Raw genomic sequence first — 16,734 nt, forward strand, 5'->3', positions numbered from 1 at the left:
CTTTATCTGGTGCCTATGGCAAAGAGGTCACACCTGTTCCCATGCCGAACACAGAAGTTAAGCTCTTTAGCGCCGATGGTAGTCGGACTTACGTTCCGCAAGAGTAGGACGGTGCCAGGTAATTTAACGAGAGAGGTCATTTCGACTTCTCTTTTTTTGTGTTTTCATATAAATGAGTGGTAGAAAGATATTGTAATTCCAGCTGAGTTGGAATAGCTGTCTTTATTGAGCGTACAGTCCATTGCGAATGTGCGCTTTTTGAATACCATCGTTTCTTGCTTGCTCACTTGCCAAGGTGGCTCACTCGAATTCATTTTGGGAGCACTACAGACACCTCATGCGTATGCTAAGATTTCGTAGTAATGCCCCCGTGAAGAATGGTTAGAAGTACGGAAAACTTGTTCAAAGAAAAAAGCGGAATGGTTTATCATGCCATCCCACCGCGAATGATGTGGAATCTTTATTTAAGTTTGGGATTTTATCTATATGATAGCGGCTGACTGGCACGAATATACACTTTTATAGTCTGTTTTACGCCAGTCAGCCTTTGCCAATGAGGCACCTGTATGACTGCCTAGTTTTCTGTCATTCTCTTTTTAAGATAAATGCTTTTTTATGTCATCATAATGGCCATAGCATTTTGTTAATGTTTGATTTTCTAATAAATAAGTGGTGTGAAACAGCTTATTGAGAAAGTATCTGTCATGAGAGACGGTTATGATAGTGCCCTTAAAATCCAATAAGGCGTCTTCAATGGTCTCTTTAGCGTCAATGTCTAAGTGATTGGTTGGCTCGTCCAGTATCAATATATGGTGATCGCTGTTAATGATTTGTGCCCATCGCAGACGTACCTTTTCGCCACCGCTTAAATCCTGTATCTTTTTAAAGACATCATTGCCGTAAAACATGAATTGTGCGAGTATGTGACGTGCTTTTTCCTCTGTAACATGGATATCTTTTCTAAAGACATTAAGTATGGTATCATTTGCTTCTTTATCAAAGACATGTTGTGAGAGATACCCAATTTTCAGGTGTTGCGCTATTTGAACCCGTCCTTCATCAGGTATGACGTCGCCTAAAATTATTTTGAGTAATGTTGATTTACCTATTCCATTTTCACCTACAATGGCGACATGTTCATTCCTTCTAACTAACATATTAACGTCTTTGAACAATAAGGTGTCGTATGTTTTTGAAACACCTTCTATTTGAATAACTTTATTTGCACCATGTGGATTGTCTGTCAGATTAAGTGCCATTTGCTTGTGGTTAAGTGTTGGTTTCTCTAACCTTTTAATACGATTGAGTGCTTTTTCCATACTTTTCGCACGTCGGAACATAGAAGCGTTGGGTGGTTTGGCTTGGCTGGCCCATGTTCTCAGTTGCGTTATCGCCTTTTGCATTTGTTTTATCTTCTTTTGTTGTGTTTTGTATGCTTCGAATGCGGCTAAAATGCGTTTTTCTCTTTCATCAACGAAGTACGAGTAGTTACCATGATAGTGATGTAGCTGTTGCTGATCTATTTCTACAATTTGATTTGTAACTTCATCTAAAAAGAAACGATCATGTGACACGATAACAACGGCACCTGTATAGTGCTTGATATGTTGTGCGAGCCACTCAATGGATTGGATATCCAAGTGGTTGGTTGGCTCGTCTAGCAATAGGAGTTCAGTTGGCTGGAGTAATAGTTTTGCCAGGCATACTTTGGTACGCTCGCCACCAGATAACGCACCCCATGTTGTTTCTAGTAGCGATGTGATGTTTAATCCATGTGCGACACGGCGTATTTTTGCATCTATCTCATAACCACCATGTGATTCATAGTACGATTGTAGCTTGCCATAATGTGTCATATAAGCGTCTAAATTCTCGGTATCCACTACCATTTGTTGTGTCAATGTATCGAGCTGTTGAGAGATATGATGCAGTTTTTGAAAAGCAGTTTCTAGGTATGTGTATATACACGTATTGTCATTGATGTTAGCTGTTTGAGCTAAATAGCCAATCCCGATGTTCTTTTTCCAACTGATTGTACCTGAAGAAGGCGATTCGATTCCTGCAAGTAGCTTGAGTAAAGTTGTTTTACCTTCACCATTTCTTCCTACAAGACCTACGATATCACCGGTATTGAGGGTTAATTTAACTTGATCGAATAATATGTGGTCTAAAAAATGTTTTGATAAAGCAGATGTATTTAAAATGTTCATGTTTTGCTTCCTCCATTGTAGCTGCAAAGAAGCATGAAAGGTGTCAGTTCCTTACAGCGTGATTGTTTTGTTCAAAAAAGACAGACTCCACCAATTTTGAAAAAACAGTCGCAAATTTGTTGCGAATGATCTGTAAAAATCTGCAACAGTAAGCTGTAAGAAACATATGGACACCTCCTTGAATGTAAGTTATTTCTATTGTATCTAAAAAGTGTGATATTTTCAAAATTGCTCATGATTTCACTACGCTGACCACATTTTACTTGTGCTATCATGTAAAATAGATAAGAAACGGAGGTGGGAAAGATGCAGCGTGTATTATGGCGTAAGTTGTGTGATTGGTCAGGGACACAGCCAATTTCGATGCATGTACCGGGTCATAAAAATGGAACGATTGGTGATTTGACATTCGTGCAACCACAATTTGACGTGACGGAGATTACAGGTTTCGATGATTTGCATCAGCCCGAAGCAGTACTTAAAGAAAGTATGGCAAGTGTTGCAAGACATTCGGATTATGAAGCGTTCTATCTTGTTAATGGTACGACAAGTGGCATATTGGCAGTTATTCATGCCTTTCAACCTTTATCGGGAGATGTCGTATTAGCTCGTAATGTCCATAAATCGGTATTTCACGCACTTGATTTAGGTGTACAGCAAGCGGTTATTTTACCAACTGAAACAAGTGAATCAACATATCAATATGTGACACCTGATACGACAAGTTTGTCACAAGTGTCGTCCAAGCTAGGTGTTGTAACATATCCGAATTATTATGGACAGACGTTCGATATTAAACATACAGTCGAGCAATTTCATGCACAAGGATGTCCAATTTTGGTAGATGAGGCACATGGTGCACATTTCGATTTGGAGGGTTTTCCAATATCTGCGTTGAATGTTGGGGCGGATTATGTGGTACAGTCATTTCATAAGACATTACCAAGCTTAACGATGAGTTCGGTGCTCTTTATCCATAAAGATGCACCACAACGTGATGACGTGATTCGTTTACTACAAACTTTCCAGTCATCTAGCCCATCGTATTTGTTAATGGCAAGTTTAGAGGCAGCAGCCGAATTTTATAATACATACGATAGTACATTGTTTTTTGAGCGACGTGCGCAATTATTGGATACGTTGCATATATGTGGTTTGTTCGTGAAAGAGCTAGACGATCCATTGAAGTTATTGGTGTATCATCCGAATATGACGGGGTATGTGTTACAAAAAGTGATGGAAAGTACAGGGATTTATGTAGAGTTAGCGGATACGCATCATGTATTGTGGGTGCTTCCGCTATGGCATGTAGGAGACACATATCCTTTTGATCAGTTGATAGCGCGTATTAAAGTGCTAGATTTGACAGCACAACAGTATGATATATCGGCCGAACCACAAGCGCTGTATACTGGCTCTGGACGCTATGAACCTATACAAGTTGAGGGCGATTATTGGATACCATTTGCTGAGGCGCATGGCAAAGTGTTAGCCCAACATCTCGTCTTATATCCGCCTGGTATTCCGACTATGATTAAGGGCGAAAAGGTAACGGCATCTATGATAAAATTAATGTCAAAATGGGATGATAATCAGCTCAGAGTTGAAGGGTTACAAGAAGGTAAAATAAAAGTGAAGGATGACTAACATGGGATTATTTATTACGTTTGAAGGACCTGAGGGGTCTGGAAAAACAACGGTGTTAAGCGCAGTAGCAGCAGAATTGAAAAAGGATCATAATGTGATTACAACGCGTGAACCGGGTGGCGTAGAAACGGCTGAGGCAATTCGTAACATTTTGTTGGAAGGTGATGCAATGGATGGACGAACAGAAGCGTTATTGTTTGCGGCGGCACGACGAGAGCACCTTGTACAGAAAGTGTTGCCTGCATTGGCATCTAACCATATTGTGTTATGTGATCGTTTCATTGACAGTTCGCTTGCGTATCAAGGGTATGCGCGTGAGATTGGTATAGAAGGCGTGGCACGAATCAATGACTTTGCGATTGAAGGACATTATCCAGATATGACGATTTATTTGGATATACCGGCAGCGTTGGGACGAGAGCGTATTGCTGCGAACCAACGTGAACAAAATCGTTTAGATAAGGAAGATCATGCATTTCATGAACGTGTGATAGCAGGATATAAACACTTGATTGCGCACCATCCTGAGCGTTATCAAGTGGTTGATGCTAGTAGAAGTATTGAGAACGTTGTGGCAGATGTGGTCACGATTATACGACAACAAATCGAGAAAAAATCATTGTAAAATTAGGCAGATGTCGGTATAGACCATTACTAAGATATGATATAATACTGGATAAGAGGTGTGACAAAAATGAAAATGATTATAGCGATTGTTCAAGATCAAGACAGCCAAGAACTTTCAGATCAACTCGTTGAAAATAATTTTCGTGCGACAAAATTAGCGACGACTGGTGGCTTTTTACGTGCAGGAAATACAACATTTTTATGCGGTGTAGATGATGAACGAGTCGATGAAATATTAGATGTTATTAACAAAACTTGTGGTAACAGAGAACAACTCGTTTCTCCAATTACACCGATGGGCGGAAGCGCAGACTCCTATATTCCATATCCTGTTGAGGTAGAAGTAGGCGGTGCAACAGTCTTTGTGATGCCGGTAGATGCCTTTCATCAATTTTAAACATGATACTGAAGGTTGTGGCAGTGTATGCACGTCTTAGGATAGCAGCCTGTCTCAACCTTTTTTGATTTGAAGGAGGTTTGTGCACAATGACGGAAATAGAACGATTGACGGCAGCATATCGTAATGGAAAGTTATCACATGCGTACTTGTTTGAAGGTAATGATGCGGAAGCAATGTCGTCAACGGCGTTAGCATTTGCACAACTCATATTATGTCAAGATAATGAACAGTGCCGTATGAAGGTAGAAATGCGCAATCATCCGGATTTTCATTATGTTCGAACAGATGATGCCAATATAAAAAAAGAGCAAATCGAGCAATTGGTACATCATATGAATCGATTGCCAATTGAGAGTAAGTATAAAGTATATGTCATTCAAGATTTTGAAAAATTGACGGTGCAAGGGGAAAATAGCATTTTGAAGTTTTTGGAAGAGCCACCGACTAATACGGTAGCTATACTCTTGTCGACAAAACCAGAACAAATTCTTGATACGATTCATTCACGCTGTCAACATGTGTATTTTAAACCTATGCAGCGTGAGGACTTTGTAACATATTTAGTGGAGCATGGAGATTTTACAAGACCGATTGCAGCGTTGATGAGCACGTATACAACACAGGTGGAAGTGGCAACACAGCTGGCAGAAGACTATGAACTCGCACCATTGAGACAAGTGATTCTACAGTGGTGTGATAAGCTTATAAAACAGCGAGATATGGCATTGATTGGTGTGATAGAATTGTTAAAACATGCTAAGAATAGGCAATTGCAGCAAGTGACACTGTCAGCAGTCAATGCATATTTTCAAGATTTACTGTATATGAAGATTGGAATGAATGACAAAATTATTTTTACAGAATTACAAGGGGATTACCAAGCGCTTACGACGAAGTTAAATTATCATCAGTTGACGCATATCATTGAAACCATTACTGAGGCGCATAAAAAATTGATGCAAAATGTAAGCCCAGCGTTGGTATTTGAACAAATTGTTATCAAAATGAAAGGGTGACGCGTGTGTATCTTGTCGCTGGAATATACTTTGAAAAGGCAAATACATTAGAATACTATTCACCAGAAACGCATACATTAGTAGAAGGGCAGTATGTTGTGGTGGAATCCAATCGTGGTATAGAGCTGGGAATTGTTAAGTATGCCCCGAAAATGGTAGATGAAGCGGATGTGGTTCTTCCTTTAAAACCAGTTTTACGCATCGCTACAGAAACGGATATGGTGGCTTATCAAGATAATGAACAGCGAGCGGAAGAAGCTTTTGAACTGTGTAAAGAATTTGTGCAAACATTAGCGTTAGATATGAGACTTGTCAACTGTGAATACACGTTGGATCGTGCTAAGGTTATTTTTAACTTTACAGCAGATGAGCGAATTGATTTTCGAAAGCTAGTGCGTATGTTAGCGCAAAAATTAAAAACACGTATTGAATTACGACAAATTGGTGTGCGCGATGAAGCAAAATTATTAGGAGGCATTGGCCCATGTGGTCGATCGCTATGTTGTGCGACATTTTTAGGCGACTTTGAACCGGTGTCGATTAAAATGGCGAAAGATCAAAATTTATCATTGAATCCTACGAAAATTTCAGGTGCGTGCGGTCGTTTGATGTGCTGCTTGAAGTATGAAAATGATTTCTATGAAGCGGCACGTGCAAGTATGCCGGATATCGGTGAATCTATTGAGACGCCAGAAGGTATTGGCGAAGTTGTAGCACTTAATATTATTGATGTGACGATGCAAGTGCGCTTAGAATGTGATAATCAGTTGATGGAATATCATATGGAAGAATTAGAGATACTAAAGTAAGGAGGGCGCATAAGTGGATCGAAATGAGCTTTTTAATCGTTTAATGCAACTAGAAAATAATGTAAGTCGTATCCATGAAGATATGCAAGAACTTAAGTCTCTCACTGTCGCTTTAGTTGAAGAGAATGTCGCTTTGCAGATAGAGAATGATAATTTGAAGACGTTGATGAACCAAGAGCTGGAAACAACACCAGTTCAACGCATATCACAGACACAAGAAGAGAAAAAAACACCACAAAAAAAACAATTACAGAGTAGAGAATATTTTGCGACACTTTATCGTGAAGGTTTTCATATTTGTCATGATGTGTTTGGTAAGCATAGAAATGGGCAAGATTGTATCTTTTGCATGGATATTTTGAATAACAAGTTGTGATGGGTGGGTTGTTATGTTAGAGGTGAATGAAAGGTTCGATTATTTGCTGAAAGAAGACCTACGCATTATTCAAAATGATGCGGTCTTTTCTTTTTCTACAGACGCATTGTTGTTAGGGCACTTTACGCAAGTTCGTAAACGTGATCGTATATTAGATATGTGTACGGGTAATGGCGTGATTCCATTGCTGTTATCAGTAAAAGGTCAGAATGATATCACAGGTATCGAGATTCAGTCACAGTTGGTAAATATGGCGCGGCGCAGTGTTGCTGCCAATGGCTTGGACGCTCGCATTACGATTGAGGAAATGGATATCAATGAGATACCACAGCTTTTTAAGCCAGCGCAGTTTGATTTGGTAACGTGTAACCCCCCCTATTTTAAAGCGAATCAAGTACACCAACATCAGTTGGAAGCACATAAGATTGCACGACATGAAATTTATTGTACGTTGGATGATTGTTTGCGTGTAGCGAATCATGCATTAAAGCAAGGGGGGCGTATTGTCATGGTACATAGAGCGGAGCGGATGTTGGATTTGATGACTTCTATGCGTCGTTACCAACTTGAGCCAAAGCAACTGCATATGATTTACAGTAAGCCTGGCAAAGAAGCACAAACAATAGTTGTTGAAGCACGTAAAGGTGGCAAGCAAGGCCTACATATTGCACCCCCATTTTATATGTATGATGCATCCAATCAGTACACATCAGAAATGAGAGGTGTATATTATGGCTGATCATTACACGTATATTTTAGAATGTGCTGATCATACACTCTACACAGGTTACACGACGGATCTGACAGCACGCATCAACAAGCATAATGAAGGTAAAGGTGCAAAATATACAAAAACAAGACGTCCGGTACGTCTAAAACATTATGAAATGTATGAGACAAAGTCAGAAGCATTGAAACGTGAACATGCCATAAAAAAATTAACACGCCAACAAAAGATAGCGTTAATTGAGGAGCGATAGCATGGCGCATTTATATTTAGTGGGAACGCCCATTGGAAACTTGGAAGATATGACATTTCGTGCGATTCGCACCTTACAAGAAGTTGATATCATCGCATGTGAAGATACACGTGTGACGAAAAAACTATGTCATCATTTTAATATTGAGACCCCGTTAAAGTCTTACCATGAACACAACAAAGGACAGATGACAGAATCGTTAATTGAGTTACTGGAAGAAGGACGGGATATTGCGCTTGTATCTGATGCAGGGTTACCGCTTATTTCGGATCCTGGTTATGAATTGGTGGTAAGTGCACGACAAGCGGGAATACATGTTGTACCGATTCCTGGTGCTAATGCGGGTTTGACTGCTCTCATGGCGAGTGGTCTGCCATCGTTTACGTATACTTTTTTAGGTTTTTTACCACGAAAAGCACGCGAAAAGTTAGAAGTGTTACAAGTACGCATGTTTCAAGAGAGCACGCTTATTTTGTATGAATCCCCATTTCGTGTAAAGGATACATTAGAGGCAATTGCAGAGGTGGATCCGAATCGATGCGTAGGGCTCGGTAGGGAGCTGACGAAAAAGTTCGAACAGATAGAGACAAGAAAGGTGACAGAACTTATTACCCAACTTGAAGATACGATTCCGCTCAAGGGTGAATTTGTCGTCTTGATTGAAGGTGCCAAACCCCAAGCAACAACATCATGGTTTGAGGGCTTATCTATCGTTGAGCATGTAGACCACTATATCCAGCAACAGATGAAACCGAAACAGGCGATTAAGCAAGTAGCACAGGAACGTGAAATGGCTTCTAAAGCAGTATATAACATTTATCATGGGATTGATGCATAAGACTGCGGGGTCGCTTATTGAAAATACAAGTGAATTTCGATATATTAGATAAGATAAGAAATGAGGAGGAGCGTTGATGGTGAAAGAGACATTTTATATTACGACACCGATTTATTATCCGAGCGGGAACTTGCATATTGGACATGCCTATTCTACGGTAGCTGGAGATGTGATCGCACGCTATAAACGCATGCAAGGATATGATGTACGTTATTTAACGGGTACGGACGAGCACGGTCAAAAAATTCAAGAAAAAGCACAAAAAGCTGGGAAGTCTGAAATTGACTATTTGGATGGCATGATCAAGGAGATTAAAGCTCTTTGGGAAAAGTTAGATATTTCCAATGATGACTTTATTCGTACAACTGAGCAACGTCATAAAGTTGTTGTTGAAAAGATTTTTGAAAAATTACTTGCGCAAGGTGATATTTATCTTGGCGAGTATGAAGGTTGGTATTCTGTACCAGATGAGACATATTATACAGAAACGCAACTCGTTGAACCGGTATATGAAAATGGCAAAATTGTCGGTGGTAAGAGCCCAGATTCAGGGCATGAAGTAGAGCTTGTGAAAGAGGAAAGTTATTTCTTCAAGCTATCTAACTATACAGATCGTTTGCTTGCTTTTTATGATGAACATCCTGAATTTATCCAACCACCTTCTCGTAAAAATGAGATGATTAATAACTTCATTAAGCCAGGTTTGGCGGACTTAGCGGTGTCACGTACGTCATTCGACTGGGGTGTCAAAGTGCCATCAGATCCAAAACATGTCGTTTATGTATGGTTAGACGCACTGGTTAACTATATTTCAGCGCTCGGTTATTTAACAGATGACGATGAATTATTCCGTCGTTATTGGCCAGCAGATATTCATTTAATGGCAAAAGAAATTGTCCGTTTCCACTCTATTATTTGGCCGATTATCTTAATGGCGCTTGATTTACCATTACCGAAGAAAGTCTTTGCGCATGGTTGGATCTTGATGAAAGACGGTAAAATGAGTAAGTCTAAAGGTAACGTTGTAGATCCAAACGTCCTCATCGATCGTTACGGTTTGGATGCGACACGTTATTACTTAATGCGCGAATTACCATTCGGCTCAGATGGTGTTTTTACGCCGGAAGCATTTGTTGAGCGTACAAACTACGACTTGGCGAATGATTTAGGTAATCTTGTGAATCGTACAATCTCAATGATTAACAAATACTTTGATGGCGAGTTGCCAGCGTATGCAGGTCCACAACATGAGTTGGATGCAGAGATGGAACAAATGGCTTTGGATACAGTGAAAGCGTATCATGAGAATATGGATGACTTACAGGTCTCAGTTGCGTTATCGACAGTTTGGAAGCTCATCAGTCGTACGAATAAATATATTGATGAAACAACACCATGGATATTAGCGAAAGATCCAGAACAACAAGAAATGCTTGGTAATGTAATGGCACATTTAGTTGAAAATATTCGCTTTGCGGCGGTGTTGTTACGTCCATTCTTAACGCATGCGCCGAAGCAGATTTTTGAGCAACTTAACATTAATAATGAGACGTTATTTGAGTTGGCCAGCCTATCAACATACGGTCAATTGACAGCACCTATTACAGTGACTGGTAAGCCAACGCCGATTTTCCCACGCTTGGATGTGGAAGCAGAAGTGGATTATATTAAGACATCTATGCAGCCAGCGCAACCAGAGCCTATATCAAGCAAGGAACAAATTGATATAAAATCATTTGATAAGGTAGAGATTAAAGCAGCGACGATTATTGATGCTGAAAAGGTTAAGAAATCAGACAAGCTATTGAAAATTCAAGTGGATTTGGATAATGAACAACGCCAAATCATTTCTGGTATTGCGAAGTTCTATCAACCAGAAGATATCATTGGTAAAAAAGTAGCAGTCGTTACAAACTTAAAACCAGCGAAGTTAATGGGTCAAAAATCTGAAGGTATGATTTTATCAGCCGAAAAAGACGGTGTGCTAACATTGATTAGCTTACCAAATGCTGTGCCAAACGGTGCGGTGATTAAATAATGATGTATTAAGAGGTGAGGTCATGCTTTGAAGCACTCACCTCTTTTCTATAAGAAGGATCATATAGGAGGAAGATATATGTTAATTGATACACATGTTCATTTGAATGCAGATCAATACGATGAAGATTTGCAAGAAGTCATCGACCGCGCGCTTGAAGCGGGTGTGGATCGCATGTTCGTTGTGGGATTCGATACGAAGACGATTGAGCGTGCGATGCAGCTAATTGAAGACTATGATTTTATTTATGCGATTATTGGCTGGCATCCAGTTGACGCAATTGATTTTACAGAAGAACGCCTTGCATGGATTGAGGAACTGTCACAACATCCTAAAGTGATTGGTATTGGTGAGATGGGCTTGGACTATCATTGGGATAAATCACCGAAAGATGTCCAAAAGGAAGTGTTCCGTCAACAAATCGCATTGGCGAAACGTGTGAAGTTACCTATCGTCATCCATAATCGTGAAGCGACACAAGACTGTATTGATATCTTAATAGAAGAGCATGCAGAAGAAGTTGGTGGGATTATGCATAGCTTTAGTGGCTCACCTGAAATTGCTGATGTAGTTATTAACAAATTGAATTTCCATATCTCACTTGGTGGCCCTGTAACGTTTAAAAATGCCAAACAACCAAAAGAAGTGGCCAAACATGTTCCACTAGATCGCTTATTGGTTGAGACAGATGCCCCTTATTTAACACCACATCCTTATCGTGGCAAACGCAATGAGCCAGCACGTGTGACGTTGGTTGCTGAACAGATTGCGGAATTACGCGGCATCACTTATGAAGAAGTAGCAAAACAAACAACTGCGAATGCGGAACGTTTATTTAATTTATAAAGAAGGTGTCAGTGTGAAAATCAATGAATTCATTGTCGTTGAAGGACGTGATGATACAGCGCGTGTAAAAAGTGCGGTATCATGTGAGACGATTGAGACGAACGGCAGTGCAATCAACCAAGATGTATTAGATGTGATACGCCAAGCGCATGAAACAAGAGGTGTCATCGTCTTAACTGATCCTGATTTCCCGGGTGATAAAATTCGCACAACGATTCGTAATGCGATTCCGGGTGTCAAACATGCGTTTATCGATCGCGAAGCAGCTAAAAGTAAACGTGGTAAAATCGGTGTAGAACATGCATCATTAGAAGACATTAGAGAAGCATTGATGCATGTCGCAACCCCTTTATCAGAAGGACAAGAAACCATTGATAAAGCGGTACTGATTGATTTAGGGTTAATCATTGGTCCAGATGCGAGACGACGACGTGACATACTCGGAAGACGTCTGCATATCGGTCATTCGAATGGGAAACAATTATTAAAGAAGCTCAATGCGTTTGGCTATACAGAAGAAGATGTGAGGCGCGCATTGGATATAGAGGAGTAAACAGATATGTACGAAAAAGATATTGCGACGCCCTCAAGAACGAAAGCGTTGCTCAATCAGTATGGTTTTAGTTTTAAGAAAAGTTTAGGACAAAACTTTTTAATAGATGTAAATATTATCCATAAGATTATTGACGCCTCTGGGATTGATGAACATACCGGTGTCATTGAAATTGGACCAGGTATGGGCTCGTTGACACAACAATTGGCTAAGCATGCGAAACGTGTATTAGCGTTTGAAATCGACCAGCGTTTAATCCCAGTCTTAGATGACACGCTATCACCATATAACAATGTTACAGTTATCAATCAAGATATTTTGAAGGCGGATGTTGCACAGGAGATTGCGACGCATCTTCAAGGTTGCGATAAGATTATGGTTGTTGCCAATCTCCCATATTACATCACAACACCTATTTTGCTATCTTTATTAGAACAAAACTTGCCAATTGATGGTTATGTGGTCATGATGCAAAAAGAAGTCGGAGAACGTTTGAATGCTCAGGTTGGTACGAAAGCGTATGGTTCTTTGTCCATTGTGACGCAGTATTATACAGAAACCAAAACAGTCATGACAGTACCTAAGACAGTTTTTATGCCACCACCTAATGTCGATTCAATTGTTGTAAAGTTAACGAAAAGACCCGTACCACTTGTGCCAATTGATAATACGGAATTGTTTTTCAAAATGACTAAAGGTGCATTTGCACAAAGACGTAAAACGATACTTAACAATTATCAAAATCTTTTTATTGATGGGAAACAATATAAAGAAGATATTGTGGCATGGCTTGAACGCGGGCAAATAGATCCCAAACGACGTGGAGAGACTGTGTCAATACATGAATATGCACGATTATATGACGAGTTGAAAAGTTTCTCGAATTTAAAGATTTAAAATAATTGACATTCCAAATACACCTTGATAAAATTAAGAATTTATATTGACTTATCGCTTATTTTTGTGTTATAATACACCCATAGCGAGGTGGAGCAATATGCTAAAATCTATTGGAGACATCAAAAATCGACTTGATTGTCAGTTAGGGAATCGTATTGTACTGAAAGCTAATGGGGGACGTAAGAAAACAATTGAACGCTGTGGTGTATTAACTGAAACATATCCATCTGTGTTCATTGTTGAATTGGATCCAGATAAACACAACTTTGAACGCGTGTCTTATACATATGCGGATGTGCTAACACAAAACGTACATGTCTCATTTGTTGATGAGGACACATATCAAGAAGTAAGCGCGAGATAAATAAACTGTGCGTAACAGAATGAATATCGTATAAGGAGCCATTCAATCATGGGATTGGGTGGTTTTATTTGGGCTGTCCAGCTTTTGTGGTGTAAAGATAGATACATAGTTTTATTTAGAATGCAGTTTAGTTAAGTTGAAATAGTTACTTTATTGAGCGTACAGTCCAATGTGATTGTGCGTTTTTGCATGCTTGAAAAAGGGCAGAATCAGTTCATCATGCAATATCACCATAAAAGGATATAGAACCGATATGCGTCAAGTTGAAAGTGTTATTGCATATCAATCAGTTACTGTTTAAGTTTGATGCAATAAAATATCGATTTTGCACAGTGCTCGAATTATGCGCAACGCCTAACCATCTTTTTATAACCTCGTTTCAGTCTTACTAGGGTGGGACAACGGAATCTTTTTAGAAAAATGAGATACCTGTTTCAATCCCTACTATTGTGATAAACTTTTATGCAATATTAAAAGAACTTTCGTATTGCCGGTTGTTTTCATTGTTGAATGGGGGTATCATACGAATATAAGAGTTATGTAATATTTTTGTAAAACTTTGAATGCACTTTTGATATCCTGAAAAATCTTTTCGAGTTATTAAGGCAATTATGGTAAAATCACTTTAATACCAACTTGAAAGAGGAAAAATTGCGATGATTTATGAAACAGCATCAGCTAAGATTAACTTGACATTAGACACTTTGTTTAAACGACATGATGGCTATCACGAGGTCGAGATGATTATGACAACCATTGATTTAAATGATCGTTTGTCTTTTCAGAAGCGCCGTGATAATAAGATTGTGTTGAATGTAGATGAGACGTTCGTACCATCAGATGAACGTAATTTGGCATATCGTGCAGCACAGCTTATGAAAGAAACTTATGGGATTAAGCAAGGTGTGAAGATTACTTTAGATAAGCATATACCAGTTGCTGCTGGTCTTGCAGGAGGTTCGAGCGATGCCGCCGCAACGATGCGTGGGCTTAATCGCTTGTTTGACTTAGGTCTTTCATTAGACGAACTTAGTAAATTATCTGCTGAAATTGGTTCGGATATCCCGTTTTGTGTTTATGGCACGACTGCCTTATGTAAAGGACGTGGTGAGCAAATTGAGCTGTTGAAGCGTCCGCCGTCAGCTTGGGTGGTCATTGCTAAGCCACATATGGGCTTGTCGACACCTGAAGTATATGGAGGATTAGATCTTAGTCAACCATTTGATGTACATACACAGGCTTGTTTGACGGCTATTGAGCAAGAGGACTATATGCAGATGTGTCAAAGTTTATCTAATCGCCTTGAGCCAGTATCTATGCGACTGCAACCGGAGATAGAGAAGATAAAAAGAAACATGTTAAACAGTGGGGCTGATGGTGCACTCATGAGTGGTAGCGGTCCAACAGTGTATGGCTTAGCACAGAGAGAGCGTCAAGCGCGACACATTTATAATGCTGTGAGTGGTTGTTGTAAGGATGTTTACCTTGTTAGAACACTTGGCTAATATACAGAGAAAGGATGAATGAACAAGGTGCGATATAAAAGAAGTGAACGAATTGTTTACATGACTCAATATTTAATTAGCAATCCTAATAAACTCGTACCGCTGACATACTTTGTTGAGAAGTTTAAGCAAGCAAAGTCATCGATTAGCGAAGATGTCCAAATCATTAAGGATACAGTTGTCAAAGAAGGTCTTGGATCTATTGAGACTGTTGCAGGTGCGAGTGGTGGCGTCAGATATCGACCGCAGATGCAACGTGAAGAGGCGGAAGCGGTTATTCAAGAAGTCACAACATTATTGCAGGAGAAGGATAGACTGCTACCGGGTGGTTATCTCTTTTTATCTGATTTAATGGGTAACCCTACACTCTTGAAAAAGGTAGGCAAACTTATCGCAACTATCTATATGGAGGAAGAGTTAGATGCGATTGTGACCATTGCAACAAAAGGTATTTCTTTGGCACATGCGGTTGCTAGTGTATTGAATTTGCCGGTTGTTGTGATACGAAAAGACAACAAGGTGACTGAAGGTTCGACAGTGTCAATCAACTATGTTTCAGGCTCATCTAGAAAGATTGAGACGATGGTATTGTCTAAACGAACATTGAAAGAACACTCTAAAGTGCTTGTTGTGGATGATTTTATGCGTGCAGGTGGTTCCATTAATGGTGTAATGAATTTGATGGCAGAGTTTAAAGCACAGGTAAAAGGGGTATCAGTACTTGTGGAGTCCAAAGAAGTAAAACAACGACTGATTGAGGATTACACATCTCTTGTCCGCCTATCTGATGTCGATGAATACAATCAAGACTTTGAGGTAGAACCAGGAAATAGTTTATCCAAATTCTAAAAAGGAGTAGTCGATAATATGAAATTAATTAACACTCAAAAAGCTCCAGCAGCTGTTGGACCTTACTCACACGCTGCGATTGTCAACGGTTTAGTCTACACGTCAGGTCAAATCCCTTTGAACTTAGAGGGTGAGATTGTGAGTGATTGCATTGTAGAGCAAACAAAACAAGTAATTGAAAACTTGAAAGTTGTACTTGAAGCGGCAGGGTCAGACTTAGATCATGTTGTCAAAGCTTTAATCTTTTTGTCAGATATGGAGAACTTCCAAAAGGTGAATGAGGTTTATGGTTCATACTTTGATGCACATAAACCTGCAAGAAGTGCGGTTGAAGTTGCACGTTTACCGAAAGACGTCAAGATTGAAATTGAATTGATTGCAGAGGTTAAATAGCAAGAGGCTCAATACTCGATACAGTCAACTTCTACAAAAAATTATATACAAAACTATGGGGGGCGCACTTATGAAAGTGACAGATGTTAGACTTAGAAAAATACAAACGGAAGGAAGAATGAAGGCGTTAGTTTCAATCACGCTTGAAGATGCTTTTGTTATCCACGATTTACGTGTGATTGAAGGTAATTCTGGCCTATTCGTCGCAATGCCAAGCAAGCGCACAGCTGATGGCGAATTCTGTGATATTGCGCATCCAATCAACTCAGAGATGAGACAAGCGATTCAAGATGCTGTAATGAAAGTATACGAAGAAACAGATGAAGTACTTCCAGCGCAAGAACCAACAGAAGAATAATAACACTGTAATGTAGACGAACAAA

Annotated in this window: 19 protein-coding genes and 1 rRNA gene; 19 read left to right on the top strand and 1 reads right to left on the bottom strand. The window is 39.6% G+C overall.

What is annotated here, in order from left to right; all coding sequences use genetic code 11:
• The first annotated feature begins 5 nt into the window (after positions 1–5).
• Positions 6–120 (top strand): 5S ribosomal RNA (rrf, locus tag NXS11_RS10170).
• Between the two features lie 476 nt (positions 121–596).
• Here rrf and abc-f read toward each other — a convergent pair.
• Complete coding sequence (gene abc-f, locus NXS11_RS10175) at positions 597–2,210, bottom strand: ribosomal protection-like ABC-F family protein (protein ID WP_259200909.1); 1,614 nt, start codon at positions 2,208–2,210, stop codon at positions 597–599.
• 306 nt (positions 2,211–2,516) lie between these two features.
• Here abc-f and NXS11_RS10180 point away from each other — a divergent pair, with 306 nt between their 5' ends.
• The 18 genes from NXS11_RS10180 (at position 2,517) to spoVG (ending at position 16,709) form a co-directional block, all read left to right on the top strand.
• Positions 2,517–3,857, top strand: coding sequence for an Orn/Lys/Arg family decarboxylase (locus tag NXS11_RS10180; RefSeq protein ID WP_259200910.1), 1,341 nt, complete (start codon positions 2,517–2,519; stop codon positions 3,855–3,857).
• 1 nt (position 3,858) lies between these two features.
• Complete coding sequence (gene tmk, locus NXS11_RS10185) at positions 3,859–4,482, top strand: dTMP kinase (protein ID WP_259200912.1); 624 nt, start codon at positions 3,859–3,861, stop codon at positions 4,480–4,482.
• 69 nt (positions 4,483–4,551) lie between these two features.
• The gene (darA, locus tag NXS11_RS10190; RefSeq protein WP_103358552.1) at positions 4,552–4,881 is read left to right on the top strand and encodes a cyclic di-AMP receptor DarA; all 330 of its coding nucleotides are present in this window, start codon (positions 4,552–4,554) and stop codon (positions 4,879–4,881) included.
• Between the two features lie 89 nt (positions 4,882–4,970).
• On the top strand, positions 4,971–5,900 hold the full coding sequence (locus tag NXS11_RS10195) for a DNA polymerase III delta subunit-related protein (protein ID WP_259200913.1): 930 nt from the start codon (positions 4,971–4,973) through the stop codon (positions 5,898–5,900).
• A 5-nt stretch (positions 5,901–5,905) separates the two neighbouring features.
• Entirely contained in the window at positions 5,906–6,709 is an 804-nt protein-coding gene (locus NXS11_RS10200) for a PSP1 domain-containing protein (protein WP_259200960.1), read from the top strand.
• 13 nt (positions 6,710–6,722) lie between these two features.
• Complete coding sequence (yabA, locus tag NXS11_RS10205; protein WP_259200914.1) at positions 6,723–7,085, top strand: DNA replication initiation control protein YabA; 363 nt, start codon at positions 6,723–6,725, stop codon at positions 7,083–7,085.
• A gap of 13 nt (positions 7,086–7,098) precedes the next feature.
• Positions 7,099–7,824 carry a tRNA1(Val) (adenine(37)-N6)-methyltransferase gene (locus tag NXS11_RS10210; RefSeq protein ID WP_259200915.1) on the top strand — a complete coding sequence of 242 codons (726 nt, stop codon included), beginning with the start codon at positions 7,099–7,101 and terminating at the stop codon, positions 7,822–7,824.
• Complete coding sequence (locus tag NXS11_RS10215; RefSeq protein WP_259200916.1) at positions 7,817–8,065, top strand: GIY-YIG nuclease family protein; 249 nt, start codon at positions 7,817–7,819, stop codon at positions 8,063–8,065. The genes NXS11_RS10210 and NXS11_RS10215 overlap by 8 nt, the downstream gene beginning before the upstream one ends.
• Before the next feature lies 1 nt (position 8,066).
• Positions 8,067–8,903, top strand: a complete 837-nt coding sequence (rsmI, locus tag NXS11_RS10220) for a 16S rRNA (cytidine(1402)-2'-O)-methyltransferase (RefSeq protein WP_259200918.1) — start codon at positions 8,067–8,069, stop codon at positions 8,901–8,903.
• Positions 8,904–8,979: 76 nt separating this feature from the next.
• Complete coding sequence (gene metG, locus NXS11_RS10225) at positions 8,980–10,941, top strand: methionine--tRNA ligase (RefSeq protein ID WP_259200919.1); 1,962 nt, start codon at positions 8,980–8,982, stop codon at positions 10,939–10,941.
• Between the two features lie 78 nt (positions 10,942–11,019).
• Positions 11,020–11,787 carry a TatD family hydrolase gene (locus tag NXS11_RS10230; protein ID WP_259200923.1) on the top strand — a complete coding sequence of 256 codons (768 nt, stop codon included), beginning with the start codon at positions 11,020–11,022 and terminating at the stop codon, positions 11,785–11,787.
• 13 nt (positions 11,788–11,800) lie between these two features.
• Entirely contained in the window at positions 11,801–12,340 is a 540-nt protein-coding gene (gene rnmV, locus NXS11_RS10235; RefSeq protein ID WP_259200962.1) for a ribonuclease M5, read from the top strand.
• Between the two features lie 6 nt (positions 12,341–12,346).
• A complete protein-coding gene (gene rsmA, locus NXS11_RS10240) occupies positions 12,347–13,237 on the top strand; it encodes a 16S rRNA (adenine(1518)-N(6)/adenine(1519)-N(6))-dimethyltransferase RsmA (RefSeq protein WP_259200925.1) in 891 nt (296 codons plus the stop codon).
• Between the two features lie 100 nt (positions 13,238–13,337).
• Positions 13,338–13,604, top strand: a complete 267-nt coding sequence (locus NXS11_RS10245) for a Veg family protein (protein ID WP_259200928.1) — start codon at positions 13,338–13,340, stop codon at positions 13,602–13,604.
• Between the two features lie 656 nt (positions 13,605–14,260).
• Positions 14,261–15,109, top strand: coding sequence for a 4-(cytidine 5'-diphospho)-2-C-methyl-D-erythritol kinase (gene ispE / locus NXS11_RS10250; protein ID WP_259200929.1), 849 nt, complete (start codon positions 14,261–14,263; stop codon positions 15,107–15,109).
• Positions 15,110–15,136: 27 nt separating this feature from the next.
• Entirely contained in the window at positions 15,137–15,958 is an 822-nt protein-coding gene (gene purR / locus NXS11_RS10255) for a pur operon repressor (protein WP_259200930.1), read from the top strand.
• A gap of 18 nt (positions 15,959–15,976) precedes the next feature.
• The gene (locus tag NXS11_RS10260; protein ID WP_259200931.1) at positions 15,977–16,351 is read left to right on the top strand and encodes a RidA family protein; all 375 of its coding nucleotides are present in this window, start codon (positions 15,977–15,979) and stop codon (positions 16,349–16,351) included.
• Positions 16,352–16,421: 70 nt separating this feature from the next.
• A complete protein-coding gene (gene spoVG, locus NXS11_RS10265) occupies positions 16,422–16,709 on the top strand; it encodes a septation regulator SpoVG (RefSeq protein ID WP_259200932.1) in 288 nt (95 codons plus the stop codon).
• The last annotated feature ends 25 nt before the right edge of the window (positions 16,710–16,734 follow it).

Origin of the sequence: Staphylococcus americanisciuri, assembly GCF_024814435.1 — a bacterium.
GTDB classification, from domain to species: Bacteria; Bacillota; Bacilli; order Staphylococcales; family Staphylococcaceae; genus Staphylococcus; species Staphylococcus americanisciuri.